The sequence below is a fragment of the Streptomyces sp. NPDC008139 genome (assembly GCF_042957025.1).
Classification (GTDB): Bacteria; Actinomycetota; Actinomycetes; order Streptomycetales; family Streptomycetaceae; genus Actinacidiphila.
In genome coordinates, this window is record NZ_JBIBHM010000004.1 from 73,284 (window position 1) to 99,542 (window position 26,259).

The window sequence follows — 26,259 nt, forward strand, 5'->3', positions numbered from 1 at the left end:
GGGCGTGTGCGAGTGTCTTGGTGTGCGATACATCATCATCGGAGCGGGAGCGGTCGGCGGCACGATCGGCGGGCGGCTGTTCGACGGCGGCCACGAGGTCGTCCTGGTGGCGCGCGGCGGGCATCTCGACGCGCTGCGCGAGCGGGGGCTGCGGCTCGAACTGCCGGACCGCACGCTGACGTTGCCCGTGCCCGTCGCGGACGGCCCGGAGGCGCTGCGGGCGCGGCCCGACGACGTCCTGGTGCTGGGCGTCAAGACGCAGGACACGGCGTCGGTGCTGACGCGGTGGGACGGGTACGGGGTCGGGTCGGACGGCGCCGGTCCCGCCGTGGTGTGCGCGCAGAACGGGGTCGAGAACGAGCGGCTGGCGCTGCGCCGCTTCGCGAACGTGCACGGGATGTGCGTCTGGTTGCCGGCCTCCCACCTGGAGCCGGGTGTCGTGCAGGCGCCGGGTGCGCCGCTGTCCGGGATTCTGACCTTGGGCCGCTATCCGTCGGGCGCGGACGACACGACGCGGCGGATCGCCGCCGACCTTGAGGGCTCGGGCTTCGCGGCGCCGGTCTCGCAGGACGTGATGGCGTGGAAGTACGGCAAATTGCTGTCGAATCTGGGCAACTCCCTGGAGGCGGTGTCCGGTCCGATCGGTGAGGGGCCGCTGTTCGAGGTGTATCAGCGGGCCCGGGCGGAAGGCGTCGCGGTGCTGGACGCGGCCGGTGTCACGCACGTCAGCCAGGAGGAGCAGGCCCGCGTGCGCGGCGACCGGGTGGAGCTGCTGCCCGTCAACGGCGGTGAGCGCGGCGGCGGTTCGTCCTGGCAGAGCCTCACCCGGGGCACCGGCTCCATCGAGGCCGACTACCTCAACGGCGAGATCGTGCTGCTCGGCCGCCGCTTCGGCGTGCCGACGCCCGTCAACGAGGCGCTGCGCCGTACCGCCAACTCCTTTGCCCGCGACGGCCGCCGCCCCGGTGACCTGACGGCGGACGAGACGGCGGCGCTGGTCGCCGCGAGCCGGGCGTAGGCGGCGCGGCGGCCAACGGACGTCGGCCGCAGTAGCCGTGCGCCCGGGACCGCCCGCTCCCTACGGCACCGTCTCCGGCCGCATCCGGAAGTCGTACGCGGCGGGCAGCGGGTGTTCCGCGCGTGCGCGGGTCCTGATGTCGTCGGTGACGGGGCCGCCGCCCGCGACAAGGCGTTCGGCTATGGCGTACCAGGTGTCGGTCAGCGCCTCGGCGCCCTCGTACAGGTCCTCGACGACGAAGCCCTCGTCGAACAGCGCGCGGGCCTCGGCGACTTGGCCGCGGGCGAGCGCGGTCTGCGCGCGCAGCAGCCGTAGCCGCCCGCAGTCCGGGCCGTGCCGGTCATCCTCCGGGGCCGGGTCGGGATCGGCGAGGACGCGTTCGGCGTCGGCGGCGCGGCCTGCGGCGAGCAGGACGGGCACGGCCTCGACGATCAGGGCGCGCCGGACGTCCGGGCGGTCCGGGAGCGCGGTGAACGTCGCGCGCAGGCTGTCGTACGCGGCCAGGTAGCGGTCGGCGGCGCGGTCGGTCTGGCCCGCGTCGGCCTCGGCGACGGCCAGGGCGCGCAGACCCCACGGCGAGGGGTGGGCGGCGACCGACCGTTCCCAACTGCGCACGGCCTGCGCGCGGTCGCCCGCGGCCCACTGGGCGATGCCGAGGTAGTAGTCGCGGAACCACTCGTTGCCGGGATAGGTGTCGGCGGACTCCAGCAGTTCGCGCCACTCCGGGGAGACGAGCGCGGGTCCTGGGGGTGCGTCTGCGGCGGGTCTCGGGAAGATCCCGGCGAGCAGCAGTTCCAGCCAGGGCTTCTGCGGGTCGCCGAGCGTGGTGGCGGGGAACGGTGTGCCGGGCAGGTGGAAGTGGCCGCGCTCGCTTTCGAGAGCGCCCCAGCCGGAGCCGGTGGCGAGCAGGTCCTTGGGGTCGGTGTCGGCGTGCGCCAGCCACGCGGTGTAGGCGGCGTCGACGGTGGCGCGCGGGAGTGCGGCCTCGAGTCGTCCCCCGGCCTCGGCGCGCGCGGCGGTCCAGTCGTCACCGTGCACGAGCGCGGGGTCGGCGGCGAGCGGTCCGTACGCCTCCAGCCAGGAGAATTCCGAATCCGCGGCCATGGGGATGTGTTCGAGCTGCGTGCGGGCGAGGCCGGCCTGGATCTCCAGGTAGCCGCCGGTGCCGGGCTCGGTCAGCCACTCCTGCCAGCGCCGCCCGCCGCGGCCGTGGCCCCACAGGAAGAGCTTGCGTCCGCGCAGCAGGTCGGTGGAGGTCTGGACGAGGCCGTGTCCTTCGCCGTCGAGCGCGGTGATCCAGCGGCGGTCGGTGTCGGCCACGTCGAAGAAGTAGTCGGCGGCGTGCTCGGAGCGGGTGGTGTAGGTGATGTCGGTGGCTCCGTCGGGCGCGGGGACCGGCACATGGCTGAGGGTGCGGCTGTAGCCGAAGTGCCAGGCGGCGTCGGCGGGGGCGAGCACCCGGGTGCGGTCGGTCTCGGGGACGGCGATGTTGGACCACCAGTAGGCGGGCACGGTGCGCTCGTGCGGATTGCGGACCCGGATGCCGACGTAGAGGAAGTCGGAGTCGGCGGGCAGCCACATGTCGATCTGGAAGGGCAGGTCGCGCAGCCGCTCCCACTCCCACAGGCGCAGCATCTCGCCGCCGTCCGGGGCGGGGACGCGGGCGGCGTGCAGCGGGGCGCAGGTGTGGGCGGCGTGGCCGGTGGCGCCGAGATTCCACTCCACGCCGCCGGAGAACCAGGCACCGGCCAGCGCGAACGCGGCGGGCTGGAACACCGGGTTGCGGTAGAGCAGTTCACGTCCGGTCGCCTTGTGGACCAGCGAGTACAGCCTGCCGCCGAGGCCGGGCAGCACGGTGGCGCGGATGCGGTCGTTCTCGATGACGAGTGCGTCGAGGGCGGCCGGGGCGCGGTCGCGGCCGTAGCCGTCGAGGACGCGGACCGGCAGCACGGAGCGCAGCGGCGCGTAGCCGAGCTGCCTGGCCATGTCGGCGGGCAGTCCCTCGCGGTCCTTGAGGTCCAGCCGGTGCAGCTCGTCGAGCGGGCGCAATGCGGGCAGCGGGTTCTCCGGGCCGAGGTCCGCGGCCGGAATGCTCACAGCGGTACGCCGCACGGTCGTAGGCAAGGCCACCTCTTCTGGCACACGTGGCCGCCTTCGGTCGCGGCGGCCGTCTGATGACCATGGAACAGGTTTCCCGTCGCGGTGAACAGAGCCCGCCGTGGTCAGGGTTGGGCAAAACCTGTGGAATCGGTCAGAAATCCGGCCACAAATTCGGCCGCGGGACCGGCCAGGCGCGGCCTTCTCGATCTTCCGCGCACCGCACCGGACATGGAGCCCGCGGCCTGTCCCGGCCGCCGGACCGGGGGCATTGTCGGTGGTCGCTGCTACAACGGTGGCCATGACGACTTCGCGCTCCTCGCAGACGCCGGCCTCGCCCGAACTCCGGTTCACCGACTGGCTCGAACTCATCGAGGAGCGGTCCACCGTCCTGCGCGAGGCCGCGCAGGCCGCGCAGGCCGCACCCGTCGAGGCCCGGATTCCGGGCTGCCCCGACTGGACAGTCCGGGATCTGCTGACGCATGTCGGCCAGGTGCAGCGCTTCTGGGCGGCGACGGTCGCCGCGGGCCCCGCCGTCCGGCCGCCGTCGGACGGGGTGCTCGGCGACCGCATGCCGGGGGACGACCTGCCGTCCTGGTCGGCCGCCTCGACGGTGCTGCTGCTCGACGCCCTGCGTACGGCCGGTCCCGACACCGGCTGTTGGACCTGGTGGGCGGAGTCGGGCAACGCGGCGACCTCGGGCTCCGTCGCCCGCCACCAGGTCCAGGAGGCGGCCGTCCACGCCCGCGACGCGCAGGAGGCCGCGGGGGTCACCAAACCGCTGCCGCCCGCCCTCGCCGCCGACGCCCTGGATGAATTCCTGCACGTCGGCTTCGGCTCGATGGACGGCTGGCCGCACGCACCGGCCCGTGTCGCGCTGGTCACCGACGAGGGCCCGGCCTGGACTCTGATCCTCGACACCACCGGTGCCTCGGCGGTCCGCGGCGGCCCCGGCGACGGCCCGGAGCCCGGTGCCACCCTCTCCGGTCCCGCCAGCGATCTGCTGCTGGCGCTGTACCGCAGGGCCCCCTGGGACGGGGGCGACACGCTCCGGCTGACCGGAGACCCCGCGCTGGTACGGCAGTTGGTGGTCTGGCCGCCGCTCGGCTGACCACGTACCGTCCTGCGTGAGGGAGTGATGCGCATGTCTGGTCGCGGGATACGAGCGTCCGGTGTGGCGTTGGGGGTGATCGCCCTGCTGTCCGCCTGCTCCTCGGGCGGTTCCACGCACCGGCCCGCCGCCACCGACTCCGCCCGCGTCACCACCGAGGCACCGCCCCCGGTCGGCAGCATCGAGCACCCTCGCCCGGTGGCGTGCGTCGAAGCCGTGCGCTCGCCCGGCGGCTCCGCCACCGAGGTGACCACGGGCAACAGCCCCGCGAAATCCACTGGTTCGACCACCATCGCACCCACCTCCCCTTCCTCTTCTTCCTCTGCTTCCGCTTCGTCTCCCGCCGCACCGGCCACCGCGAAGGACGATGTGACGGTGGGTCCCCTCACCTGGACGGGTCTGCGCGCCCTGGCCGACGGCGACCAGACCGGCCACGGCTACCACAACTCCGACGGCTGGCATTACAAGGTCGCCGCCTTTATACGGACCGAGGCGACGGTCACCTTGACCATCGGCGCCGAGCAGCGGGCCAAGGCCGGACTGGAGTACGGCCGTGCCTTCGGGTCCACCCCGGCCCCCGCGATCACCTTCGACGCCTGTCCGACGCGGCCCGTCGTCTTCATCGGCGGCTTCTTCGTCGCCGGTGACGGCCACGCCTGCGTCCCGGTGGACGTCCAGGTCGGCCAGGGCGCGCCGCAACGCGTGGTGATCTCCTTCTTCAACGGACAGTGCCCCGCTGCGTAGGCTGGGATCATGACCGAGCCGACGCCCGATCCCGCCGCCGAGAGCGAGCCCGCTCACGACCCCGAGCTGCTTCAGCTCGCCGCCCAGGTCTTCAACCTCGCCCGGCAGGGCGACACCGACAAACTGGCCGCCTACATCGACGCCGGAGTCCCCGCGAATCTCACCAACGACCGCGGTGACACCCTGCTGATGCTCGCCGCCTACCACGGTCACGGGCAGACCGTGCGGGCGCTGCTGGCCCGCGGTGCGGAGCCGGACCGTGCCAACGACCGGGGCCAGACCCCACTGGCCGGTGCCGTCTTCAAGGGCGAGCAGGACGTCATCACCGCCCTGGTCGACGGCGGCGCCGACCCGGCCGCGGGCGTGCCGTCCGCGGTCGACACGGCCCGGATGTTCGGCAAGGACGAGCTGCTGAAGCTCTTCGGCGCCCAGTGACCCCCGCGGCGCTCGTCCCCGCCTGCGTGGCCCCGGCCCTCGGCGGTGCGGCACCCACCTGGTCCTACACCGAACTCACCCACAACCAGGACAACCAGGCCACCGACGGCATCTGGCGGGTGACCGGCCCCCGCACCCTGTGCCACCTCGATGTCTGGCCGCTCAATCTGATCGCCCAGGACGACTCCCCCGCGCACTCCCCCGGCGCCCCGGCCGCCCGACCGACCGGCGGCCGTACGGTCCTGCTCGACTGGGCCTTCGTCGGGGAAGGCGCCGTGGGCGAGGACATCGCCAACCTCATCCCGGACTGTGTCGCCGACGGCCTGATACCAGGGGAGTTGCTGCCGGAGATCTCCGCCGCCGTCATCGAGGGCTATCTGGCCGGTGCCCGCGATGCCGGGGCCGCCCTGGGCGAGGACGAGCTGCGCCGCTCGGTGGCCGCCACGGGCGCCGCCAAATACTGCTGGCTCGCCCCTTTGATGCTCACCCGCCTCGCCGTCGGCGGCCGGGTCGGCTCCGCCGCCTACGACGTGGACCACGACCCCCGGGCCGTACTCCGCCGCAGGACAGGCCTCTTCGAGCACCTGGTCTCCTGGTCGGAACAGATCCTCAGCCCCGCCCGCTGAGGACCCTCCCGCAGAAGACCCTCCCGCAGAAGACCCTGCCGAACGGGTCCCCCTTCCCCCGGGGGGCCTGTCCGACGGCGGCCTCGCGCTAGCTGATGGCTTCCGTCCGCTCGGCCAGGCTGGCCGCGCCGCGCTCGGTCAGCGAGCCGTGCAGCCGCAGCCGGGATATGCCGCCGTCGGGGAAGATCTCGATCCGGACGTGGGTGGCCGGTATCGGGTTGACCAGGAAGCGGTGCACGCTGTCCGGCTGGAGCTTGACCCGCGGCAGCAGCGGGATCCACTCGCCGTCCTCCCCGTCGCGGACCGACAGCGTCGCCCAGCCCGCCGCATTGCCCTTGAGATAGGCCGTGTCGATCTCGATGGCGCGGATCACGCCCTGGTCCACGAGCCGGTACTGGATCCAGTCGTTCCCGGTGTCACGGCGGCGGCGGGTCTCCCAGCCGTCGTCCATCTTCCGGGAGCGGCCGGGCAGGATGGTGTGCTCGGGCGGGGAGTAGAAGCGGTCGGAGGCGTCCTCCACCGTGCCGCCGTTCTCCAGCGCCACCAGGTCGAAGGTGCCCAGCTCGGCCAGCCACCCCGGGTCGGGCGCCACCTCGCCGTAGACCCGCAGCCGGGCGATCCCCCCGTCGGGGTGCTGCCGCAGGCGCAGGTGGGTGAAACGCCGCTCCACATGCACCGCGAACGCGTTCTCCGCGTGCCCGCCGACCGCTGTGCGCGGGACCAGCTCGGTCCATTCCACCGCCGGGTCGAGCAGATCCTCGGGCGCCGCCGACATCGAGTGCGCGGTGGCCTCCACCGACACCGCCTGCGGGTAATTGCCCCGGAAGTGCGCGGTGTCGATCACCAGGCCGCGGATCACGCCCGGCGCCCCCAGCCGTATCAGCGCCCAGTCGTGGTCGGCCGGATCGGGGTGCGGGACCTGCGCGGACGCCCCCCGCCTGCGCCGCGTCTCCCAGCCGTCCATGATCTTGCCCTTGTGCCCGAAGCGCTCGGGGTCGAAGACCGCGGGCCCGGCCACCAGCAGATTCTCCCGCTCGGCGAAGAACTCGTCATTGGCGGCGACCACCCCCGCGCCCAGCCTGCGGTCGGCCAGGTCCGCGAGACCCGCGAAGGGCAGCTCCACGCGGCGGTAGTCCGCGAAGGGATTCCCGCCGCCGTAAGGAAGCGCGTCACCCGTGAAGGCCGTCAGGTCCGTGAAAGTGCCGGACCCCGTCCCGGCCGCCGCGCCTGCCACCGCTCCCCCAGCCGGTGCCGTCCCCGGCGCTGATCCCGCTGCCGTCGTCTCATGCGTCTCTGTCGTCGTCATGCCCTCTACTCTCGGCCGACCCGACCCTTCACGTCCATCGAAACTTACTGAAGCCATTGTTCAGTCCAACTGCATGGTCGGGTCCAGCTCTGCGGCCCGCCGCAGCGCCCCCAGCGTCCGCCGCAGCAGCGGGGCGTCCTCCGAGCCGCCGCGCACCGCGCCCACGATCCGGCGCCGCGGCCGGTCCACGTCCAGCGGCCGTACCGCCAGGTCCTGGGTCAGGGCGCCGGACGCGGACATCCGCGGCACCAGCGCGATCCCCATTCCGGCCGCGACCAGAGCGAAGATCGCGGGCCAGTCGGCGGCGGCGTGCGCCTGCTCCGGCACGAATCCGGCCTCGGCGCAGGCCGCCAGGGTGATCTCGCGCCACGGCCCGCGACTGCCGAAGATCCACGGGTCCTCGGCGAGCTGGGCCAGTCGCAGCCCCGGCGCGGCGGCCAGCGGATGCGTCGCGGGCAGCGCGATGTCCAGCGGGTCGGTGAGCAGCGGGGCGATCACGAAGCGCGTGTCGCGGGCCGTCGGCGCGTCCACGGCCAGCGACAACGCGAGATCGACGTCACCGGCGGCCAGCTCCTCGTACACCTCGGCGGCCTCCGCCTCGCGCACCGACAAGGTGATGCCGGGCGCGTCGCGGCGCAGCAGCCGGGCGGCGGGCACCACCAGGCGCGTGATGGACGTGGCGATGGCGCCGACCTTCACGACGCCCACCTCGCCCTGCGCGTACCCGTCGAGTTCGGCGCCCGCGCGTTCGAGCTGCGCGAAGACAACCTCGGCGTGTCTGAGAAGGACGTGCGCGGCGCCGGTCAGCCGTACGCCGCGACCGCGCGCCTCCATCACCGGTGTGCCGATCTGCTTGGAGAGCGCGGCCAGTTGCTGCGAGACGGCCGACGGGGTCATCCGCAGCGCGCCCGCGGCGGCCGTGACCGTACCGGTGTCGCGCAGCGCGCGGAGGATTTGCAGCTTGCGGAGATCCCAGTCCTTCATGCAGCCAGCCTAAACAATTCAGGCCCGATACCCCGGCTCAAACCGAACGGTGCGCGGGACGCAGGACTCGCACGAGGCGCCCGTACGCGCCCCCGAAGGCCCCCTCGCGCCCGCCGGACGGATCAGGACGCCGCGCTCCCCTCCGCCACCACACCCTCGCGGTGCTGCTGCGGGCTGATGCCGCGTACGCGCTTGAAGGCGGCGCTGAGCGCGAAGGGGCTGCCGTATCCCACCTTGCGGGCCACGGCGCCAATGGTGGCGTCCGGCTCGCGCAGCAGGTCGGCGGCGAGGGAGAGCCGCCAGTTGGTCAGGTACGACATGGGCGGTTCGCCGACGAGATCGGTGAAGCGGCGGCCGAGGGAGGCGCGGGAGACGCCGGTCCTGGCGGCCAGCGCCGCGACCGTCCACGGGTGCGCGGGGTCGTCGTGCAGCAGGCGCAGCGCGGGGCCGACGACCGGGTCACCCTGGGCGACGTACCAGGCGGGCGCACCGGCCTCCGGGCGGGAGAACCAGGCACGCAGCACCGCGATCAGCAGCAGGTCGAGGAGCCGGTCGAGGACGACCTCCTGCCCCGGCTCGTCCCTGACGATCTCCTCGCGGAGCAGTGCGGGCAGCGGGCTGGCCCAGGCGTCGCCCGGCATGACCAGGACGTGCGGCAGGGCGGAGAGCAACCGCTGGCTGATCTCGCCGCGCATCTGATACGTCCCGGTGATCATCACTACGGAGTCCTCGGCGGTCCCGGCGCCCCTCTGACCTGCGCCGACGCCGACGGCTCCCGACACGGACCGCACCGGTCCCGGCGCCCCGACCGTACCCAGCGCCTCGGGCGGCACATCACCCCACGTCCGCACCCCCAGGTCCATCTCCTCGCACAGTTCGACGCCCTGCGGGGTCGCGGAGACCTGCCCGGGACGGATGACGATCTGCGGCTCGGTGGCCGGCGCGTCCGCGACTGTGTACGGCTCCGGGCCGCGGATCACCGCGATGTCACCGGGGCACAGCCGTACGGGGTCGCCCTTGTCCGGCACCACCCAGCCGTCGCCGCGCACCATCAGTGCCAGCGTCAGCGGCGCCCGGTCCTCGATCCGCAGCGACCAGGGCGGGGTGAGGATCGACCGCAGCAGGAAGGCGCCTCGGGCCCGCGGCCCGTCCAGCAGATTCGCCAGTGCGTCCATGCGCCCAGCCTAGGACTGGACGCCCGCGCATGGGGGTGAGCTTTTGGACGATGGTCCCGCCGACCTCGCCGCCGTTTCACTGAGGCCATGACACCGAACGCGCACACCGCGCCCCGCGACCGGACACCTCAGCGGGCGCCTCGACAGCCGCCTCAGCAGGCTCCGCACCAGCAGTTCGCGGCGCGGCCGTACGGCACGCCGCCGCCTCAGCCGGTGTCCGGCGGCGGCGCGGCGGACCCGAAGCGGCAGCCGCGCTGGGAGCAGCCGCTTCCGCAGGACCGGTCCGGTCGTGACCACCAACCCGCCTACCAGCGCCCCGAGTCGGGTCGGAACCCGACCGCTCGTCCCCGAGAATCCAGAGGAGTTGTTATGTCCGGCGACATCCGCAGTCTCGTGCTGCTCGCCGCCACGCTCGCCACCGGCCTGATGGCGGGCCTGTACTTCGCCTTCTCCGTCGCCGTCATGCCGGGCCTCGCCGCCTCGGACGACCGGACGTTCGTTGAGGCCATGCAACGCGTCAACGTGGCCATACTCAACGGCTGGTTCAGCCTCGCCTTCGGCGGCGCCCTGGTCCTGGGCGGGATCGCGGCGGCGCTGCACTGGCGCGGCGACGGACGGCCCGCGCTGCCGTGGATCATCGCCGGGGTGGTCCTCTACGCCGCCTCGCTCGTCGTCACCATGGGCTTCAACGTCCCGCTCAACGACAAGCTCGCCGCCGCGGGCGACCCGTCGAAGATCCACGATCTCGCCGCCGTCCGCGAGCAGTTCGAGTCCGCCTGGCTGCGCTGGAACGTCGCCCGCGTCCTGACCACGACCGCCGCGCTCGGCTGCCTGGCCTGGGCCCTGCGGCTGGGCCGGGGATGACCCTCGCCGGGCCGACGGGCGAACGGCGCACGGCCTCGCGGCCGTTACGCCCTAGGCGGTCACCGCGGTCGCGATCCGCCGCGCCACCTCGTGGGGGGCGACATCCGCCGTCTCGACGATCTCGCCCTCCTCGCGCAGCCAGGGGAGGGCGTCGGCGTACGGGGCGACGTGGTCGTGCCGCCAGCGCCTGATGCCGGTCCCCTCGGGGTCGTTGTCGATCCGCGCGGCGAGCGTCGACGGGTCGGCGTGCAGCACGAAATGCCGCAGCGGAATGCCGGACTTCGCGAACCCGTCCCGCAGTTCGGTCCAGTACGCCCGCACCAGCACCGACTGCGGTACGACCAGCGTCCCGCCGACGTAGCCGAGGATCTGCGCGGCCGTCTCGACCACGAGCGCGCGCCACGGCGGATGGTCCTGGAAGTCGGCGACGGGGACCGAGGCGAGGACGGGGCGCAGCATGCAGCCGACCGTCTCGGAGTCGAAGATCCGCGCGTCGGGGAGGAGTTCGGTGAGCGGCCGGGACGTCGTGGTCTTGCCGACGCCGAAGGTGCCGTTGAGCCACACGATCACGCTCGCGAGCATAACGGGCACGTGGGCGGCCCTCCGGGGACCCCCGACAGGACTACGGCGTGGGCGCCTACGGCGGGCGTTCGGCGTCAGGTGAACGATCCGTGGCGGCCCTCGCCGGAGGCGAAGCGGGAGGCGCCCGCCGCCGCCTCGGTCAGGGAGATCCGGCCGTGCGCCAACTCCACGGCCAGGGCGGCCTCTTCGGGCAGACCTTCCTGCTCCAGCAGGGAGAGCCGGTCCTCGCGCAGGCAGGTCTGGGGGAAGGCGGCGATCTCGGCCGCGAGTCGCTCGGCGGCGGCGCGGGCGGTGCCGGGCGGGACGACGCGGTCGACAAGGCCGATGGCGAGGGCTTCCGCGGCGTCGACCGGACGGCCGGTGAGGACGAGGTCCATCGCCCGGCCCGCGCCGATCAGCCGGGGCAGCCGTACGGTGCCGCCGTCGATCAGCGGAACGCCCCAGCGGCGGCAGAAGACGCCGAACACGGCGTCCTCCTCGGCGACGCGGAGGTCGCACCAGAGCGCGAGTTCGAGGCCGCCCGCGACGGCGTGCCCGGAGACGGCGGCGATCACCGGTTTCCCGAGCCGCATACGGGTCGGCCCCATCGGACCGTCGCCGTCGTCGGCGACCGTGTTGCCGCGGGCGGTACCGATCGCTTTGAGGTCCGCGCCCGCGCAGAAGGTGCCGCCCTCGCCCCAGAGGACGGCGACGGCCGCCTCCTCGTCCGCGTCGAAGGCACGGAAGGCGTCCGCGAGCGCGGCGGCCGTGGGCCCGTCCACCGCGTTGCGGGCCTCCGGCCTGGACAGCACCACGGTGGTGACGGCGCCTTCGCGCTCGCTGCGTACGGACATCTCTCGCGCCTTCCGGTCGGTCGTCTGCGTGTTTACGCGTTTACGTGTCCATGTGTCGCGGGCATCGTGCATGAACCGCGTACCCGCAGCGTTAACACGCGGGCACCCGCCTGAGCAAGACACCCCCTGGGGGTATATCGTCAACCGGGTGACAGCGGACGGCGACGGTACGGCACACGCGCGCCGACCGCGTACGCCCCGGCTGTTGACGGTGTCCGCGGTCCTGCTCGGGCTGTTCTTCATGCACGGCGCACCGGCTTCCGCGAGCGAGGGCTGCCACGGCGTGCCCATGACCATGGACATGGGCACGGACATGGACAGCGCGCGGATGTTCGCTGCCGTGCCTGCTGACGCGACCATCGCCGCGACCACCCACTCGATTCCGCACGTACGGCCGCATGCCCCCGCCCCCCCACGTCGCCAAGAGCGGCTCCGGCGGCACCTGTTGGGCCACGCCCGTACGCGCGCGGGCACCGCTCACCGGCTGGACGCAGGTCGCGTTCGCCGTACTGCCGTGGGCAGGCGCGGGTTTGGCCGCCTCCGGCACCGCGCCGTCTCGCCCACCGCGTCCATGCCCTCGGAACCCTCCACGCCGTCCACGCCCTCCATGAACGGCATGGACGCCCCGGCCGCCGCCAACGGCCTGTCCGCCGGCCGCGACGGCTACCGCCTGGTCTCCCCCGACGCACGGCTGCCTACCGGCGCGCCCGCCACGTACCGCTTCTCCGTCACCGCGCCCGACGGCAGGCCGCTGACGGCCTTCGCGCTCGACCAGACGCAGCGGATGCGCTTCTACGCGGTCCGGTCCGATCTCACCGGCTTCCAGCACGTGCGTCCGGGGATGGCGAAGGACGGCACCTGGACGGCGCGGCTGGCGGCGCTCGCGGGCGGCGCGTGGCGGTTCTTCGCGTCCTTCACGCCGGACGCGGGCCCCGGCAAGGGGACGGACGTCGTCCTGAGCCGTACGGTCACGGCCCCCGGCGCCGCCTCGTCGCCCGTGCCGCTGCCCGCGCCCAAGACCAGCGCCAAGGTGGACGGTTACACGGTGACGGTGAAGGGCGCCGCCATGGCGGGCATGGCGGGCATGGCGCATCCGCCGGCCGTGACCGCGACCAGGAACGGCCGCCCGGTGACCGATCTCCAGCCGTACCTGGGGACGTACGCGCACCTGGCCGCGTTCCACACCGGCGATCTGGCGTTCGCGCACCTGCATCCGACGACGGCGGTGAACGGCGATCACGGCGGCCCCAACTGGCCTTCCGCGCCGAGCCTCCGACGGCAGGCGACTGGCGGCTGTTCCAGTTCCGCACGCAAGGCACCCTGCACACGGCCGCGTTGACGCTCCGCGGGCTGACGCGCCGCGACCACGGGCGCTGCACACGGAGTTGACTCAGGGCAGCGTCAAGCGTCAGTGGTGCTCCTGGACGAGCACCGCGAGGGTGTCCGGCTCCAACGCGCGGAAGATGTGCGGCTCGTCGCCCGGATAGGCGATGTAGTCACCGGGGTGGAGTTCGACGGGATCGTCCGTGAGGCCGACCAGCGCGCGGCCAGTGCTGAGCACCACGTGCTCGATCATGCCGGGCGCGTGCGGGTCGGACTCGCGGGCGGTGCCGGGCTGTACGGACACCAGATAGAGGTCGCGGCGCGCGTGCGGCGGGCAGGAGGCGAGGAGCGTGGCCACGTAATCCGCGCGCTCGGCGGCGAAGGCGACGCCCTCGCCCGCGCGGACGACGCGGACGCGGGGGCGGGGCGGGTCGACGAGCTGGGCGAAGGCGACGTTCAGGGTGACGCTCAGCGCCCACAAGGTCTCGACGCTGGGGTTGCCGGTGCCCGATTCGAGCTGGGAGAGCGTGGATTTCGCGATGCCCGCGCGGCGGGCGACCTCGGCGAGGGACAGGCCCGCGCGGCGGCGCTCGCGCTGGAGGGATTCCGCGATGGCCGCCAGCGGGGCCCGCCCGCTCTGCCGCTCCCGTCCGCCCTCGTCCGCGCCGCGTCCCGGCTCCCCTCGCTCCCCTGACGCGTGCGCCCCCTTGTCCGCCACCATCGCCACACCCTTCGTTCGCCAAACAAGTCCATTCGTTCGCCTTGACGAACGACCCTCGCTCCGTTCATTATAGGCGGCGATGCGTTCGATATGGCGAACTCCGGAGAAGGACCTGGTGCAGGACATCGCCCTGGTCTGCGTCGCCGATGCCGTCGTCGGGGTGTCGTTCGGCGCCATCGCCGTGGGGCTCGGCCTGCCGGTGTGGCTGCCGATGCTGCTGTCGGTGGTGGTCTTCGCGGGCGCGTCGCAGTTCATGTTCATCGGCATCGTCGCGGCGGGCGGCAATCCGGTGGCGGCGGTCGTCGCGGGCCTGCTCGTGAACGCGCGGCACGTACCGTTCGGCTTCGCGGTCGGCGACGTCTTCGGCGCCGGGCCGCTCCGCCGCATCGCGGGCAGCCATCTGATGGCGGACGAGACCGTGGCCTTCACCCTCGCCCAGCGCGAGCCGGAACGGCGGCGGGCGGCGTACTGGGCGTGCGGCATCGGGCTGTTCGTCTGCTGGAACGCCGGTGTCGTCCTGGGCGCTGTCGGCGGCGGCGCGGTCGGCGACACCGACGCCTTCGGGCTGGACGCGGCCTTCCCCGCCGTGCTGCTGGCCCTGGTGCTGCCGTCCCTCGGTGACTCCGCGACGCGCAGGGCAGCGCTGGCCGGAGTGGTGATCGCGCTCGTCGCGACGCCGTATCTGCCCGCCGGACTGCCGGTGTTGCTCGCCCTTGCCGGGGTCGGCGCGGCGCGGGCGGGCGGTCCTCGCGAGGAGCCGGACTCCGCCGTGCGGACCGGAGCGGGACGATGAGTACGGGGACGAGCCTGCTGCTCGCCACCGTCGCCCTGGGCGCGGGCACCTTCGCCTTCCGTTTCGCCGGGCCCGTGCTGCGCGCCCGCGTCACCCTCTCGCCGCGCCTGGAACGGCTGATGGCGCTCTGCGTCGTCGTGCTGCTCGCCGCCCTGGTCGCCACGTCCGGCCTCACCGAGGGCCACGGCTTCGCCGGAGTCGCCCGCCCGGCCGGGGTCGCCGTCGGCGGTCTGTGCGCGTGGCGCCGGGCGCCCTTCCTCGTGGTGGTGCTCGCCGCCGCGGCGACCACGGCGGCGCTGCGACTGCTGGGCGCGAACTGAAAGCGGTACGGACGTGACGCGGGCCCCACAACGTACCGAACCGCCCCTGACGTGGCGTCAATTGCGTTGAAGATCGGCTCGATTCGTAGCTGACAGCCGGATTCCAGATCGTGTTACGTGACATGTCTCCGTCGATTCACGCTCGGCAGTCACCGTCCGGACGGAGAGACACCCCCCACTGGAGGACACGTGACCGGTCCGCTGTCCCGACGAGTTTCCCTACGACTGCGCACGGCGCTGCTCGGCGTGCTCACCACATGCCTGGCGTTCACCGTCGCCGGAGCCGGAGGCGGCGCATCCGCGTCCGCCGCGGACACCGGCTCCCTGCCGTTCTCGGGCGCCACGACGTCCGGCCTGCACAACACCTACGACCCCGCCGCCTTCCCGTACCTCGCCCAGGCGTTGGACACGGGCACGTCGCTGATCGAACTGGACGTGTGGGACGACTTCTTCACCCAGGAGTGGAAGGTCAGCCACTCCAGCCTGACCAGCAACGGCAACAACTGCGTGGACGCGTCCTCGCCGTCGCAGCTCTACACGGGCGGCGCGAACAAGGACCTGGAGAGCTGCCTGGACGACGTACGCGTCTGGCTCGGCGCGCACCCCGGCCACGCGCCGCTGATGATCAAGCTGGAGATGAAGGCGGGCTTCCAGGCCAACCTCGGCATGAGCCCTGCCAAGTTGGACCAGTCGATCAGCGCGCACCTCGGCAGCCTGGTGTTCAAGCCGTCCGACCTGCTGGCCAAGCCCGGCGGCGGCAGCTACAGCACGCTCGACGAGGCCGCCCAGGCGGGCAACTGGCCGACGCGGCAGCAGCTCGCGGGCAAGGTGATCCTGGAGATCATCCCCGGCACCGTCGAGGAGAACAACCCGACCGACACGCTGTGGACGGACGTCGAGTACGCGAGCTACCTCAAGGGGCACGTCTCGACCGCCCAGGTCTTCCCGACCGTGCACAACGTGCAGTCGGGCGACCCGCGTTCGCGGTACTCCGACGCCTCGCTGCGCCCGTGGTTCGTGATCTTCGACGGTGACGCCTCGGCGTTCCTCAACGTCGACACGAACTGGTACGACGCGCGGCACTACCTGCTCGTGATGACCGACTCGCAGAATGTCGCGCCCGCCCTGGACGACGTGAATCCGTCCCCGGCCGACGCGCAGGCGCGGATCGCCCAACTCGCCGCGGCTCACGCGACGATCGCCTCGAACGACTGGAAGGGGCTTCCCCAGATCCAGTCGCTCGTCCTGCCGCGCGGCAACGGCTGACGGCCCTGGTTCCGGGGCCGGCCGCGGCCGCGCACACCGGCACCCCACGGCGACCGCCGGCCGTGGGGTGCCGTTCCCTTCTCCGCCGGCGTTTCCCGTCCCGCTCAGACGGGGACGACGCCGCCGAACGCGGGCGCCCGGTGAGTGTCGAGGTGGGCGGCCTTCGTCCCGGCCGCCTCCTCCCGGTGCAGGCCGCGGACCGCGGGCAGCGCCGCCGCCAGCGTCCGCGTCGACGCCTCCGTCCACGGGCCGCCCGGCATCAGCACCACGTGCCCGATGCCCAGACCGGCGAAGTGGCGGCAGTGCGCGACGAGTTCGTCCGCCGACTCCTCCGGCCGCAGCCTGACGCTGACGGACGTGTCGATGTCGCCGAGCGGGCGGCCGATCTTGCGGCAGTGCACGGCGAGGATGTCGAGCTTGCGGCGGATGGTGGCGCCGCCGTTCGGCACGTCGAGCAGATTGCAGGCGTCGGCGTACCGCGCGACCAGCGGCAGCATCCGGGCCTCGCCGTTTCCGCCGATCAGCACCGGCGGGTGCGGGCCGCTGAGCGGCAGCGGACTGGCGTACGGCCTGGCCAGGTCGCAGTGCGCGCCGCGGAAGGGGCTGTCTTCGCCCGACCACATCCGGTGCGCGAGCCGCAGCACGTCCTCCATCCGCTCGAAGCGTTCGGGGGCGCCGGGCGCGGGCGGCCCCATCGCGGCGGCCTCGTGGTCGGCGTATCCGGCGCCGATGCCGAGCCAGGCCCGGCCGCCGGACAGGACGTCGAGCGTCGTGACCGCCTTGATCAGCAGGTCGGCCGCGCGGTTGCCGACCGGGCTCGCCATGGCGCCGAGCCGCACCCGTTCACTGCGCGACGCGAGGAGTCCCAGCGTCGTGTACGCCTCCAGGACCGCCTCGTCCGGTGAGCGCGTCGGGTCGGTCCGCGTCAGGTGGTCCGCGACCCACACCGTGTCGAGCCCGATCTCGTCGGCGGTGGCGACGACCCGCTCCAACTGCCGTGCGGAGCCCCGCGGTCCCTCGGGCCAGGCGTCGTGGGCGACACTGATACTGATCCGCATGGTCTACGCCTCCGGTCCCGGACGGTCGCCGGTCGGACTGAGGTGAAGCGCGGCCAACCGCCATACGCCGTCGGTCTCGACGATCGTCTGCGTCACCCGGAAGTACCCGTCCGCGTCCCGCCCGTCGAAGTCGCTCTGCTGGCCCTGCACCCCGGTGGCGACGGCCGCCCGCCCGTACTGACGAATCGTCACCTCGGCCCAGGTGAAGGCGTCGTGGACGAGCGCGCCGGAGGCGTAGCGGTCGAGCCACTGCTTCTTGTCGAGGACGAAGCCACGCGGTCCCACCGCGCTGAAGTCGTCGGTCAGCAGCGCGTCCAGCGCGGTCACGTCACCGCGCCGTTCCGCCTCGGTCCATCGGCGCGCGAAGTCCGTCAGCTCCTGCTCGTCTTCCATGGCCGTGCCTCCTCGCGAGCGGGTGCGAAAGCCCCGGCGGAGGCCGGACTCCCGGCCACCCGTCTGCCGGTCCGGGGTGCCTCACCAGACTCCCCCGCACGCCGCCGCGCCGCATCGCCCGGCGGTATGCCTCTGCCGTACTCCCCCGGTCAACCCGCCCCGCCCCCACCCGTACTCCCCAGGGAGTAACGCCCTGCCCCCGCCCTCCCCTCACCTCCTTCGCCGGGCCTCCCCGCTCCACAATTCGCTGGCCACCCCCACCGCCTCCACTGCACTGTGTCCCCATGCGAGAACCCGCCCGGCGCGTCCGCGCCCTCCACACCCCCACCACGATCACCGTCTACCAGGCCTACGCCCCCGCGATCGGCCTCCCCGCCGCCCGCGACGGCCGCTTCCCCGCCGCCTGGAGCCGGGACCGCATGACGTGGATCAAGCCGTCGTTCCTGTGGATGATGTACCGCTGCGGCTGGGCCGCCAAGGCGGGGCAGGAGACGGTGCTCGCCGTGGAGATCACTCGTGACGGATTCGAGTGGGCGCTTCGGCACGCGTGTCTGTCCCACTACTCCCCTGACGTGCACGCCGACCGGGACGCGTGGCGTCGGCAGCTCAAGCGCGCTCCCGCGCGGGTGCAGTGGGACCCCGAACGGGACGTGCGGCTGCGGCCGTTGCCGTACCGGTCGCTGCAACTCGGGCTGTCGGGTGAGGCGGTGCGGGAGTACGCGGACACGTGGATCGTGGGGATCAGGGATGTGACGCCGCTGGCGCGGGAGGTGCACCGCTTGGTCGGGGTCGGGGACGTCGAGGGGGCGGAGCGACTGGTGCCGGAGGAGCGGGCGTATGACGTCGTGGGCGGGCTGCCGGAGCGGGTGGGCGGGAGTTCGGGTGTCTGACCCGTGGGAGGCGGTGGGCGGGGCCAGGGACGACGGTGTCGCCCTGTGGGTCTTCTCGGTCGTGTTCGGGCTGGTCACCGTCGGCATGGTGGCGCAATTCGCGGTGCGCTGGCGGGCGTCCCCCGCGCCGTCGAACTCTGCGAACGCTGGGTCCCTCGGACCTGTGGTTCGGCCGGCGGACCCAACTCCCCGGCTGCGAAGGCGCACCGGACACCGAAGGCCACGCCCGCCGCATGCGGGAGCGCCGTGAGGTCACGCGCTGAGCAGGGCGGGCGTGCGGATGCGCGGCCTCGGCGATCCGTCAGCAGGCGCGGAGACCGGGAGAGGACTACGCCGACAGCGAGGCGTGGTCGCCCATCACGATCACCGGGTGGTCCGCCGGGGCCAACGTGTGCAGGAGGTCGACCATGTGCGCCGCGGAGACGCTGACGCAGCCGTGCGTCGGGCCGCCGTGGTCGACGTGGACCCAGATGCCGCCACCACGGCTGGCACCGAGCGGCTGGGTGCCGTCGAGCGGGGACGTACCGGGCACCCGGTTGTAGTCGATGGCGATGACGTAGTCGAAGGCGGCGTCCAGCGGCTCGCCGTCGAAGCCGACGCCGCCCGCGCGGAAGGCGGACGAGTGGTGGTACGGCAGCTTGGCGCCCGGATCGGCGTCGAAGCCGCCCGCGTCGCTGAGGGTGAACACGCCGATGGGGCTGTGCAGATCGCCCGAATGGTGGTTGTCGGTCCAGCCGCGCAGCGCGTTGTGCGCGGGCCAGGCCGCGCCCGCGCTCCAGTGGCCGTCGGCGGTACGGGACCACAGGGTGACGGTGGAGTCGGCGGAATTCTTGGCCTTGCCCGAGGCCACCAGCACCTGCCGGGTGGCGGCGGGGATCGCGGAGCGGGTCTTGGGGCCGAGGCCCGGAATCACGGTGGGCGCCTCGTCCTTGACGCTCAGGGTGCCGGGGCGCACGGCCTTGGCGGACGCGCTGGGCGCCGCCGCCCGGCCGTGCCCGGGGCCGCTGTTCCTGCCGCTGTCCGCGGCGGCGGAACCCGCGCCGTGCCGGTCCATCACCACATATCCGGCACCGACGACCGCGAGTACGACGAACGCTGCGGCGCCGATTCCGGCCCTCCGTCGCAGCACATGTTTCTGACGCCGTTGGCGGTGTCGGCCACGGCCTTCTGTGGAGCGGCTCTCAGCGAAGGAGCCCGCGGGAGCGGAAGTCATCCCGGCGATCCTCGCAAACTCAGACCCATATGCACCACCCAGGGTTACCTCTCGCCCGATTTGCCCCGCATATCCCCCACGTTCCGCACCCGCCGCGCACACCGTACGCCCTGACCGGGCGTCAGCGCACACTCAGCGGACGGCGCGGTGGATCGCGACCAGCAACCGCCACACGTGAGCGGCGAAGGCGTCCGGCGAAAGATCGAGACGGCCGTGCAGCCAGTCGGCGAGCAGACCGGTGAACACGGCCGCGGTGGCGGAGGCGGCGAGCGCGGGCGACGGGGCACCTGCGCGGGTGCGGTCGGCGAACGAACGAGCGCGGAGTTCGTCGTGCAGGAGCGCGCCGAGCGGGCCGCCGCCGCCTTCCGCGATCAGACCGCGGTAAAGGTCGGCCCGCCCGGCCACGACGCCGAGGAACTCGGCGAGCGGCGCGGGCGGCGCGTCGGGCCCCGGCGGCGCGGTCCAGGCGTGCAGCGCGTCGACCGCTTCCCGTACGACGTCGGCGCAGGCGTCGACCGCGAGCGCCTGGAGACCGTCGTAGTGCAGATACAGGGTCGCCCGGCCGACCCCCGCGCGGCGCGCCACCGCCGACAGGCTGACCTGGTCCAGCGGGCGCTCCGCGCACTCGTCGAGCAGCGCGGCCCGCAGCCGGGCGCGGGTCCTGAGCGTACGGGGATCGGACGTCGCGCGCCCCCCGCTCACCTCACCCGTAGCGATCACACCCCTCATCCAGTCACAAGCACCGCCACCAGCGCCACGACCGCGGGCGCGAACTGCACAAAGAGAATCTTGCGGGACGCGGTCGCCGCGCCGTACGCACCCGCCAGGATCACACAGCACAGGAAGAACACCCGCGCCTGGAAGCCCACCGGGTCGGAGGCGATCAGGCCCCAGACGAGTCCGGCGGCCAGGAAGCCGTTGTAGAGGCCCTGGTTGGCGGCGAGCGGCGCGGTGATCCTGGCGCCCTCGTCGTCGAGCCCGTGCAGTGCCCGGCCGCGCGGACCGCGCCACAGGAACATCTCCAGCACGAGTGCGTACACATGGAAGGCGGCGACCGCGCCGACCAGGATTCCCGCGACGACCTTCACGACCGTGCACCACGCCTTCCGTTGACCGGACTTCCCGCTCTCGGACTTCCTGGACAACTGTACAGGAAGTTGGAAGGCCCTCTCCCTGGCGGGAAGTCGCTGCGCCGGGCAGCCGCCGTTACGCGGTCGGCCGCACGCGGCTCACACGTCCCGCACCAGCGCCTGCGCCAACTCGCGCGGCCGGCTCAGCGCGAGCAGATGCCCGCCCGGCAGTTCCTCCACGTCCACGCCGATCCGCTCCTTGCCCAGCCGCCGCTGGAATTCCAGTGGGAAGAATCGGTCCTGCGCGCCCTGGAGGAAGCGGGTCGGCACATCGGGCCACGCCGTCAGCGGCCACGGCTGCGTGAAGACCGGTTCCGGCGCGCCGCCCGACGGGGCGGAGTTCATGGCCTCCTCGGTGATCTCCCGCGGCACGTCGTGGAAGAAGTCGACGCGCACGTCGAACGCGGTGTCGCGTCCCTCCTCCCGCGCGTACGCCTCGCGCGCGGCCTGCTGGCCGGTGTGGTCCCACCACTCCCCCGCCGTCTCGCCGGGCAGCGGCACCATCGCGTTGAGGAGTACGAGCCGGTCGGCGCGCAGCCGCTCGCAGGCCAGCGGCGCGGAGAATCCGGCGAGCGACAGCGCCACGAGGACCAGCGGCCGGGCCAGCCGGTCGACATCGCCGCACGCCGCCACGATCGCGTCCGCGTAGGCGTCGAGGTCGGCGGCGCTGTCCTCGGGCAGGTCGAGCGTCACCACCTCGTGCCCGCGGGCGCGCAGTTCCGGTACGAGCCGGTGCCAGCCCCAGGCGCGGCCGTCCGCGCCGGGGACGAGTACGAAGGTCGCCATCGTTCACGCCTGCTTTCGTCGGGGCGCGCCCAGGACACGGGCCCGCTGCTCCCCATAGGACCGCGGGCGCGGCCGAAACTCATCGCGGATCGGCGGCGGCCGTCCCCGGTCGGCCGGGCCGACGACGGCGGTTTCCGCGCCGCCCGCGTCGTCGTCCCGGCGCCGGTCACGACCGCCGCCCTTCCCGCCCCCGACTCCGCCCTGACATACGGCGTCGGTACGTCGTCCCCGGCCGGTCGGTCGGGCCCTTCGGGTGCCTCACCGGCTCAGCGGCTCAGCCCGAAAGTGATCCGGTACCCGGCCTCGCCCCGGCTGGTGAAGGTGCTGGTCGCGTCGTCGTCCACATACGAGTACGCGAACGGCTCGGCCTTCTTGAACACGTCCGCGTACCTCACCGGCCACTGGTCGGGCAGGCACATCGAGCGCGGCGCCCACTTGCCGCGGCAGCAGTACTGGTCGGTGTCGAAGACCCCGCAGGGCGACTGACAACCGACCACCCGGCCACCGGGCTTCACCTGGAGGGCGGCCGGACAGTCCACGGCGTGGGTGCAGCCCGCGGCCGAGCAGCCGTTCGCCGAGATCGGGTCCTTCGTCGTACCGCCGACGAGGTTGATGTACATCGGGAGGTTGGAGCCGTCGACGAGGCTGACGTCGTAGAAGTCCATCCCGTCCCACGAATTGAGGTTGAACTCCGCCAGCGTCGCCGGGATCACCCCGTAACCAGGGCACTGGAAGCGGCCGTCGCAGTCGCCGGTCTCGCAGTGGCCGCGGCCCGAGGCGTCGAAGGAGCAGCCGGTACGGCCCCAGAAGCGGCCGTTCCAGTGGTCGGGCACGCGGACGCTGAGGGTCTGCCCAGGGCGCAGGACCCAGCCGGTGGTGGTGAGCGCGGGCCGGGCGGTCTGCTCACCCGAGGCGAGCCAGATCGTTTGGTCCACGTCGTTGACGAAGGTGAACACCCTGGTGCCGGAACGGGGTGGGAGCTTCGTACCGGCGGGCGGCGCGGCGGTGCGCGACGCGGTCGGCCGCGCGGGCTGCCGGGAAGCGGTCGGCTTCGGCTTCTCGGCGGCGGTCGTCGCGGAGGCGGTGACGGTCGGTGTCACGGACGGCGCGGCCGTGGTCGTGACCTGACCCGCCGATACGGGCGCGGCGCCCGCCGTGGCCGAGGTGTCGGCCGAACCGCCGCCAGGCCGTTGGCCGGAGACCACCCAGACCGCCACGCACAGGGCCGCGACGGCCAGCGCCACCGCCGCCGACACGGCACCGCGCCGTGATCGCCCGCCGTGCCGAGCTCTGCGTCCCATCGCTTCCTCCGCGCCGTGGCCGCCGTAGCCGCCGTCAATACCGTTGATGCCTGTGGCCAGCGCATCACGTCCGTCCCGCACATGCCGACTCACCGGCGATCAGGAGACGGCCGGTGAGCGGCGGGGATAACGGATTTCCGGTACGGCGAAGGCCCGACTCCGGCCGCGGGAGGGGGCGTTACGCGTAGACCCCGGCGAGCCAGCGCGTCCAGTCCGCGCCGATCCGCTCGGCGTCGGCGCCCGGCGCGAAGTCGTGCACGCTCACGCCGACCGTCGCGCCGAAGTGGTTGCGGCCGAAGAAGCGGTACATCGCCTGGTCGGTGCGGAGCCCGATGAAGTACGGGTTGCGGAAGTCGAGCACGGCCTCCACCCGTCCCGCGCCCGGCAGTTCGACCTGTACGGTCCCGCCCTCGGCCGCGTCGTCCGCCAGCCCGAGCGCACGGGCCGCCGTCTCGAAGGCGTCGGGCGCGCCGGACGCCTCGGGGCCTTCCGCGCCGCCGAAGACGGCGATGCGGCCGGTGAAGTACCGCAGGTACTCCCGCAGGGTGTGCATGTAGAAGTCGGTGTGCTTGTTAGCGCCGTCGTACTGGTTGTCCCAGTCCTCGACGATGATGCCGCTGTGCACGTACCGCACCCATGAACCGCCGCCCTCGCGGGGCTCGATGAGGTGGTCGACCTGGTTGAAGGTCTGCACCGAGATGCCCTCGGCGTCCTCGGTGCGCCCGGTCAGCCGGTGCGGCGGGTCCCACGCGACCACGGTCCCGCCGAACGGCGCCGCGCCGCCCTCCTTGGGCTCGTACTCCATGGGCCACAACCAGCCCCCGGTACCGGTGGTGATGGCGTCCCAGACCTGCGACGGGCTGGCGTCGACCTCGAATTCACGGACGATCTCGAAGTGCTTGGACATGGTTGTTCAGAGCTCCTTGCTCCAGGGGATACGTGGACGGGGGCCGTGCGGGTGCGGGAAGGCCGGACCGGCCCTACGCCTTCCGCGGCGCGTAGACGACGTGGTGGACGCCGGACGCGAACAGCTCGGAGGAGACGACGGTGAACGGGGTCTGCGGCAGACCGTCCTGGAACAGCCGCTTGCCGCGGCCGACCACGATCGGGTGCACCAGCAGGTCGAACTCGTCCACCAGGCCCTGCCCGAGCAGCAACTGCACGAGCGTCGCGCTGCCCATCACAGTGATGTTCGCGCCGTCCCGCTGCTTCAGCTCACGGACGGCGGCGGCCGGATCTCCGCTGAGGACGGTGGAGTTGTTCCATTCGGCCTTCTCCAACGTGCTGGAGACGACGAATTTGGCGATGCCGTTCATGTGGTCGCCGCCGGGCTGGCCTGCCATCGCGGGCCACGCGGCGGCGAAGCCGTCGTAGGTGGTGCGGCCGAGCAACAGGGCGTCGGACGCGTCCATTTGGGACGACACGGCGCCGGCCATGTCGTCGTCGAAGTACGGGCCGTGCCACTCGTGGGGCGCCTCCATGACTCCGTCGGCGGACAGGAATTCACTGACGACAAGCTTCCTCATGACGCTTCCTCAGGGGGTGTGGTGGGCCGGCCGACGGCCGGTTCGACAGCGGCGGCATCGGCGCCACCGCTCGTGACGGCGGGGGCCTCGGGGGTCTTCACCGTGGGGTGCAGGGCGACGACGATCCGATGCGGACGCCCGCCCTCGGCCTCCTCGTCGTGGTACTTGGCGACCAGCGCGGCGATGCCGCGGGTCAGTTCGTCCACGAACGCGGCGCGGTCCGCCGCCGAGCCGAAGCGGACCTCGCCGTCGAGCGCGAAGGTCGCGATCCGCTGCCGCGCCCGGTCGGCGCCCGTGATCAGCGTGCCGACGTCCCGGACCAGCCGGGCGGCGACGGCCAGCAGCCAGCGCGCCGAGAGCTGGTCGCGGAAGCGGGCAGGATCGGGCTGCACGGCGGCCAGCGCCATCGGCGAGATCACGTACGAGGCCGCGGTCGCCCGCATCAGCCGCTCGGTGACATTGCCCTTCTTGCGCTCGCCCGCCAGCTCGACCAGGCCGTGCTTCTCCAACGCCTTGAGGTGGTAGTTCACCTTCTGCCGCGGCAGCCCCACCCTCGCCGCGAGCATCGTCGCCGACGCCGGGCCCGCCGCCAGCTCGGCCAGCAGCCGGGACCGTATCGGGTCCAGCGACGTCGCCGCCGCTTCGGGGTTCTCGATCACGCTCACGTCCAACATGGCTTCAGCGTCTCACCGAAAACTTTTTTTGTCCAGACGCATTCTCTTGTCGGTGGGCGGGCGCGGCCTTCGGCGTGGGTATCGGTCAGCCTGATGTAGGCACTGGCCAGTCCCATGGGGGCACCGGTCGGTCCCACCAGCGGTTCCGGGGGGCAGTGCCGGTCCGCGCGGGGTCAGTGCCGCGCGGGGTCAGTGCCACGCGGGGTCAGTGCCACGCGGGGTCAGTGCCGGGTGAGGTCAGTGCCGGGTGGGGGCGGCGTCGCGGAGTGCTTCGGCGACGACGGCTTCGAGGCGGGTGTGGTGGGCGCCGCGCCAGTAGACGCGGCCACAGGAGGCGCACGCGGCGAAGACGTCGTAGGAGCGTTCGGTGCCGCCCTCCAGGCGGTCGCGGACGGACTCCTTGTCGGCGGGGGTCAGCAGGCCGTTGCAGGCGACGCAGCGGGTCCAGGGCGCGAGGTCGGGCGCGAACCGCTGGATGATGTCGCGCAGTTGGTCGGCCGGGCGGTCGCTGTAGACGTACGCGCCCGCCCACAGTTCGCGGCGGCGCAGCAAGCCCCGGTCGCGCGTCAGCATGACCCTGCGGTCGCTCGCGGAGAGCGCGGCGAGCGCCGGGTCGCCGATGTCCTCGTTCTCGTACGCCGCGTCGACCCCGAGCAGCCGCAACCGCCGTGCCAGCGTGCCGAGATGGACGTCGAGCAGAAAGCGCAGCGGCGCGCCCGGCACCTCCTGCGGCCGTACGACCGCGTGGACCCGTACCGCCTCGCCCGCCGCCGGGACGTGCGCGTTCGGGACGTCGCGGCCGTCGACGGACAGCGCGCCGACCTCGGTGAGCGGCACGCCCAGCGACTCCACGACGTGCCCGAGCGACGACGTGCCGTCGGTGACCACGGCGCCGGGTTCCTCGCGGCGCCGGTCGGCGGCCACGAAGAGGTGCAGCTCAGCCGGGATGCTGACGGTGATGTGCGGTCCGTTCACGGACTCAGCATGCCATCGCCCACCGGGCCCGGCCACGGAGTTCCGCGCCGCTCGTAAGTGTTTTGAAGACGGTGGAACTGGGGGGTGTGATGCGCGCGCCCCGCGCCGCCGTGGT

29 protein-coding genes are annotated in these 26,259 nt (G+C 73.1%); 11 read left to right on the plus strand and 18 right to left on the minus strand.

Annotated elements, in window-relative coordinates:
* The first annotated feature begins 22 nt into the window (after positions 1–22).
* The gene (locus ACFZBB_RS09255; protein ID WP_391119441.1) at positions 23–1,018 is read left to right on the plus strand and encodes a 2-dehydropantoate 2-reductase N-terminal domain-containing protein; all 996 of its coding nucleotides are present in this window, start codon (positions 23–25) and stop codon (positions 1,016–1,018) included.
* A 60-nt stretch (positions 1,019–1,078) separates the two neighbouring features.
* Here the strand turns inward: ACFZBB_RS09255 and ACFZBB_RS09260 are convergent, their stop codons facing one another.
* The gene (locus tag ACFZBB_RS09260; RefSeq protein WP_391119444.1) at positions 1,079–3,142 is read right to left on the minus strand and encodes a DUF5107 domain-containing protein; all 2,064 of its coding nucleotides are present in this window, start codon (positions 3,140–3,142) and stop codon (positions 1,079–1,081) included.
* A gap of 274 nt (positions 3,143–3,416) precedes the next feature.
* Between ACFZBB_RS09260 and ACFZBB_RS09265 the strand changes: the two genes are divergently transcribed.
* Genes ACFZBB_RS09265 through ACFZBB_RS09280 form a run of 4 tightly spaced genes read left to right on the plus strand, consistent with a single transcriptional unit; the run spans position 3,417 to position 6,031 of the window.
* Positions 3,417–4,226 (plus strand): maleylpyruvate isomerase family mycothiol-dependent enzyme, encoded by an 810-nt coding sequence (locus ACFZBB_RS09265; protein WP_391119447.1) that lies wholly within the window; start codon positions 3,417–3,419, stop codon positions 4,224–4,226.
* Between the two features lie 33 nt (positions 4,227–4,259).
* On the plus strand, positions 4,260–4,970 hold the full coding sequence (locus tag ACFZBB_RS09270) for a hypothetical protein (protein WP_391119449.1): 711 nt from the start codon (positions 4,260–4,262) through the stop codon (positions 4,968–4,970).
* A gap of 9 nt (positions 4,971–4,979) precedes the next feature.
* Positions 4,980–5,405 (plus strand): ankyrin repeat domain-containing protein, encoded by a 426-nt coding sequence (locus ACFZBB_RS09275; RefSeq protein WP_391119451.1) that lies wholly within the window; start codon positions 4,980–4,982, stop codon positions 5,403–5,405.
* Positions 5,402–6,031, plus strand: a complete 630-nt coding sequence (locus tag ACFZBB_RS09280) for a hypothetical protein (protein ID WP_391119453.1) — start codon at positions 5,402–5,404, stop codon at positions 6,029–6,031. Before ACFZBB_RS09275 ends, ACFZBB_RS09280 begins: the two co-directional genes overlap by 4 nt.
* A gap of 88 nt (positions 6,032–6,119) precedes the next feature.
* Here ACFZBB_RS09280 and alc read toward each other — a convergent pair whose 3' ends face one another.
* From alc to ACFZBB_RS09295, 3 genes are all read right to left on the minus strand, one after another.
* Positions 6,120–7,337 carry an allantoicase gene (alc, locus tag ACFZBB_RS09285; protein WP_391119455.1) on the minus strand — a complete coding sequence of 406 codons (1,218 nt, stop codon included), beginning with the start codon at positions 7,335–7,337 and terminating at the stop codon, positions 6,120–6,122.
* A 60-nt stretch (positions 7,338–7,397) separates the two neighbouring features.
* A complete protein-coding gene (locus ACFZBB_RS09290) occupies positions 7,398–8,321 on the minus strand; it encodes a LysR substrate-binding domain-containing protein (RefSeq protein ID WP_391119459.1) in 924 nt (307 codons plus the stop codon).
* A gap of 122 nt (positions 8,322–8,443) precedes the next feature.
* Positions 8,444–9,496: a cupin domain-containing protein gene (locus tag ACFZBB_RS09295; RefSeq protein WP_391119462.1), complete on the minus strand. Its 1,053-nt coding sequence runs from the start codon at positions 9,494–9,496 to the stop codon at positions 8,444–8,446.
* 369 nt (positions 9,497–9,865) lie between these two features.
* Between ACFZBB_RS09295 and ACFZBB_RS09300 the strand changes: the two genes are divergently transcribed.
* A complete protein-coding gene (locus tag ACFZBB_RS09300) occupies positions 9,866–10,360 on the plus strand; it encodes an anthrone oxygenase family protein (RefSeq protein ID WP_391119465.1) in 495 nt (164 codons plus the stop codon).
* Between the two features lie 51 nt (positions 10,361–10,411).
* On the opposite strand, the gene ACFZBB_RS09305 is transcribed toward ACFZBB_RS09300, so the two are convergent.
* Positions 10,412–10,930, minus strand: a complete 519-nt coding sequence (locus tag ACFZBB_RS09305; protein WP_391119468.1) for an AAA family ATPase — start codon at positions 10,928–10,930, stop codon at positions 10,412–10,414.
* Positions 10,931–11,016: 86 nt separating this feature from the next.
* Entirely contained in the window at positions 11,017–11,775 is a 759-nt protein-coding gene (locus ACFZBB_RS09310) for a crotonase/enoyl-CoA hydratase family protein (protein ID WP_391119471.1), read from the minus strand.
* A 148-nt stretch (positions 11,776–11,923) separates the two neighbouring features.
* On the opposite strand from ACFZBB_RS09310, the gene ACFZBB_RS09315 reads away from it, so the two are divergent.
* On the plus strand, positions 11,924–13,114 hold the full coding sequence (locus tag ACFZBB_RS09315; RefSeq protein WP_391119474.1) for a hypothetical protein: 1,191 nt from the start codon (positions 11,924–11,926) through the stop codon (positions 13,112–13,114).
* Between the two features lie 69 nt (positions 13,115–13,183).
* Here ACFZBB_RS09315 and ACFZBB_RS09320 read toward each other — a convergent pair whose 3' ends face one another.
* The gene (locus tag ACFZBB_RS09320) at positions 13,184–13,819 is read right to left on the minus strand and encodes a helix-turn-helix domain-containing protein (RefSeq protein ID WP_391119477.1); all 636 of its coding nucleotides are present in this window, start codon (positions 13,817–13,819) and stop codon (positions 13,184–13,186) included.
* Between the two features lie 79 nt (positions 13,820–13,898).
* On the opposite strand from ACFZBB_RS09320, the gene ACFZBB_RS09325 reads away from it, so the two are divergent.
* The 3 genes from ACFZBB_RS09325 (at position 13,899) to ACFZBB_RS09335 (ending at position 16,198) form a co-directional block, all read left to right on the plus strand.
* A complete protein-coding gene (locus ACFZBB_RS09325; protein ID WP_391119481.1) occupies positions 13,899–14,612 on the plus strand; it encodes an AzlC family ABC transporter permease in 714 nt (237 codons plus the stop codon).
* Entirely contained in the window at positions 14,609–14,932 is a 324-nt protein-coding gene (locus ACFZBB_RS09330) for an AzlD domain-containing protein (RefSeq protein WP_391119484.1), read from the plus strand. Before ACFZBB_RS09325 ends, ACFZBB_RS09330 begins: the two co-directional genes overlap by 4 nt.
* Positions 14,933–15,121: 189 nt before the next feature.
* A complete protein-coding gene (locus ACFZBB_RS09335) occupies positions 15,122–16,198 on the plus strand; it encodes a Ca2+-dependent phosphoinositide-specific phospholipase C (protein WP_391119487.1) in 1,077 nt (358 codons plus the stop codon).
* A gap of 104 nt (positions 16,199–16,302) precedes the next feature.
* On the opposite strand, the gene ACFZBB_RS09340 is transcribed toward ACFZBB_RS09335, so the two are convergent.
* Positions 16,303–17,256: an LLM class flavin-dependent oxidoreductase gene (locus ACFZBB_RS09340; protein ID WP_391119490.1), complete on the minus strand. Its 954-nt coding sequence runs from the start codon at positions 17,254–17,256 to the stop codon at positions 16,303–16,305.
* Between the two features lie 3 nt (positions 17,257–17,259).
* Positions 17,260–17,649: a DUF4440 domain-containing protein gene (locus ACFZBB_RS09345; RefSeq protein ID WP_391119493.1), complete on the minus strand. Its 390-nt coding sequence runs from the start codon at positions 17,647–17,649 to the stop codon at positions 17,260–17,262.
* A gap of 284 nt (positions 17,650–17,933) precedes the next feature.
* Between ACFZBB_RS09345 and ACFZBB_RS09350 the strand changes: the two genes are divergently transcribed.
* Positions 17,934–18,539, plus strand: a complete 606-nt coding sequence (locus tag ACFZBB_RS09350; RefSeq protein ID WP_391119497.1) for a DUF4291 family protein — start codon at positions 17,934–17,936, stop codon at positions 18,537–18,539.
* A gap of 328 nt (positions 18,540–18,867) precedes the next feature.
* Here the strand turns inward: ACFZBB_RS09350 and ACFZBB_RS09355 are convergent, their stop codons facing one another.
* The 9 genes from ACFZBB_RS09355 to ACFZBB_RS09395 all read right to left on the minus strand — a co-directional run bounded on the left by ACFZBB_RS09355 (position 18,868) and on the right by ACFZBB_RS09395 (position 26,144).
* On the minus strand, positions 18,868–19,668 hold the full coding sequence (locus ACFZBB_RS09355; protein WP_391119500.1) for a L,D-transpeptidase family protein: 801 nt from the start codon (positions 19,666–19,668) through the stop codon (positions 18,868–18,870).
* Positions 19,669–19,884: 216 nt separating this feature from the next.
* Entirely contained in the window at positions 19,885–20,472 is a 588-nt protein-coding gene (locus ACFZBB_RS09360; RefSeq protein WP_391119503.1) for a TetR family transcriptional regulator, read from the minus strand.
* Between the two features lie 5 nt (positions 20,473–20,477).
* A complete protein-coding gene (locus tag ACFZBB_RS09365) occupies positions 20,478–20,840 on the minus strand; it encodes a DUF1304 family protein (protein ID WP_391119506.1) in 363 nt (120 codons plus the stop codon).
* A gap of 141 nt (positions 20,841–20,981) precedes the next feature.
* Entirely contained in the window at positions 20,982–21,668 is a 687-nt protein-coding gene (locus tag ACFZBB_RS09370) for an alpha/beta fold hydrolase (protein WP_391119509.1), read from the minus strand.
* A 266-nt stretch (positions 21,669–21,934) separates the two neighbouring features.
* Positions 21,935–22,969 carry a thaumatin family protein gene (locus ACFZBB_RS09375; protein ID WP_391119511.1) on the minus strand — a complete coding sequence of 345 codons (1,035 nt, stop codon included), beginning with the start codon at positions 22,967–22,969 and terminating at the stop codon, positions 21,935–21,937.
* A 178-nt stretch (positions 22,970–23,147) separates the two neighbouring features.
* The gene (locus ACFZBB_RS09380) at positions 23,148–23,876 is read right to left on the minus strand and encodes an SRPBCC domain-containing protein (protein ID WP_391119515.1); all 729 of its coding nucleotides are present in this window, start codon (positions 23,874–23,876) and stop codon (positions 23,148–23,150) included.
* Between the two features lie 73 nt (positions 23,877–23,949).
* The gene (locus ACFZBB_RS09385) at positions 23,950–24,495 is read right to left on the minus strand and encodes a dihydrofolate reductase family protein (protein ID WP_391119517.1); all 546 of its coding nucleotides are present in this window, start codon (positions 24,493–24,495) and stop codon (positions 23,950–23,952) included.
* Complete coding sequence (locus tag ACFZBB_RS09390) at positions 24,492–25,169, minus strand: helix-turn-helix domain-containing protein (RefSeq protein WP_391119519.1); 678 nt, start codon at positions 25,167–25,169, stop codon at positions 24,492–24,494. Before ACFZBB_RS09390 ends, ACFZBB_RS09385 begins: the two co-directional genes overlap by 4 nt.
* 237 nt (positions 25,170–25,406) lie before the next feature.
* Entirely contained in the window at positions 25,407–26,144 is a 738-nt protein-coding gene (locus ACFZBB_RS09395) for a Mut7-C RNAse domain-containing protein (protein WP_391119521.1), read from the minus strand.
* Positions 26,145–26,259: the final 115 nt, after the last annotated feature.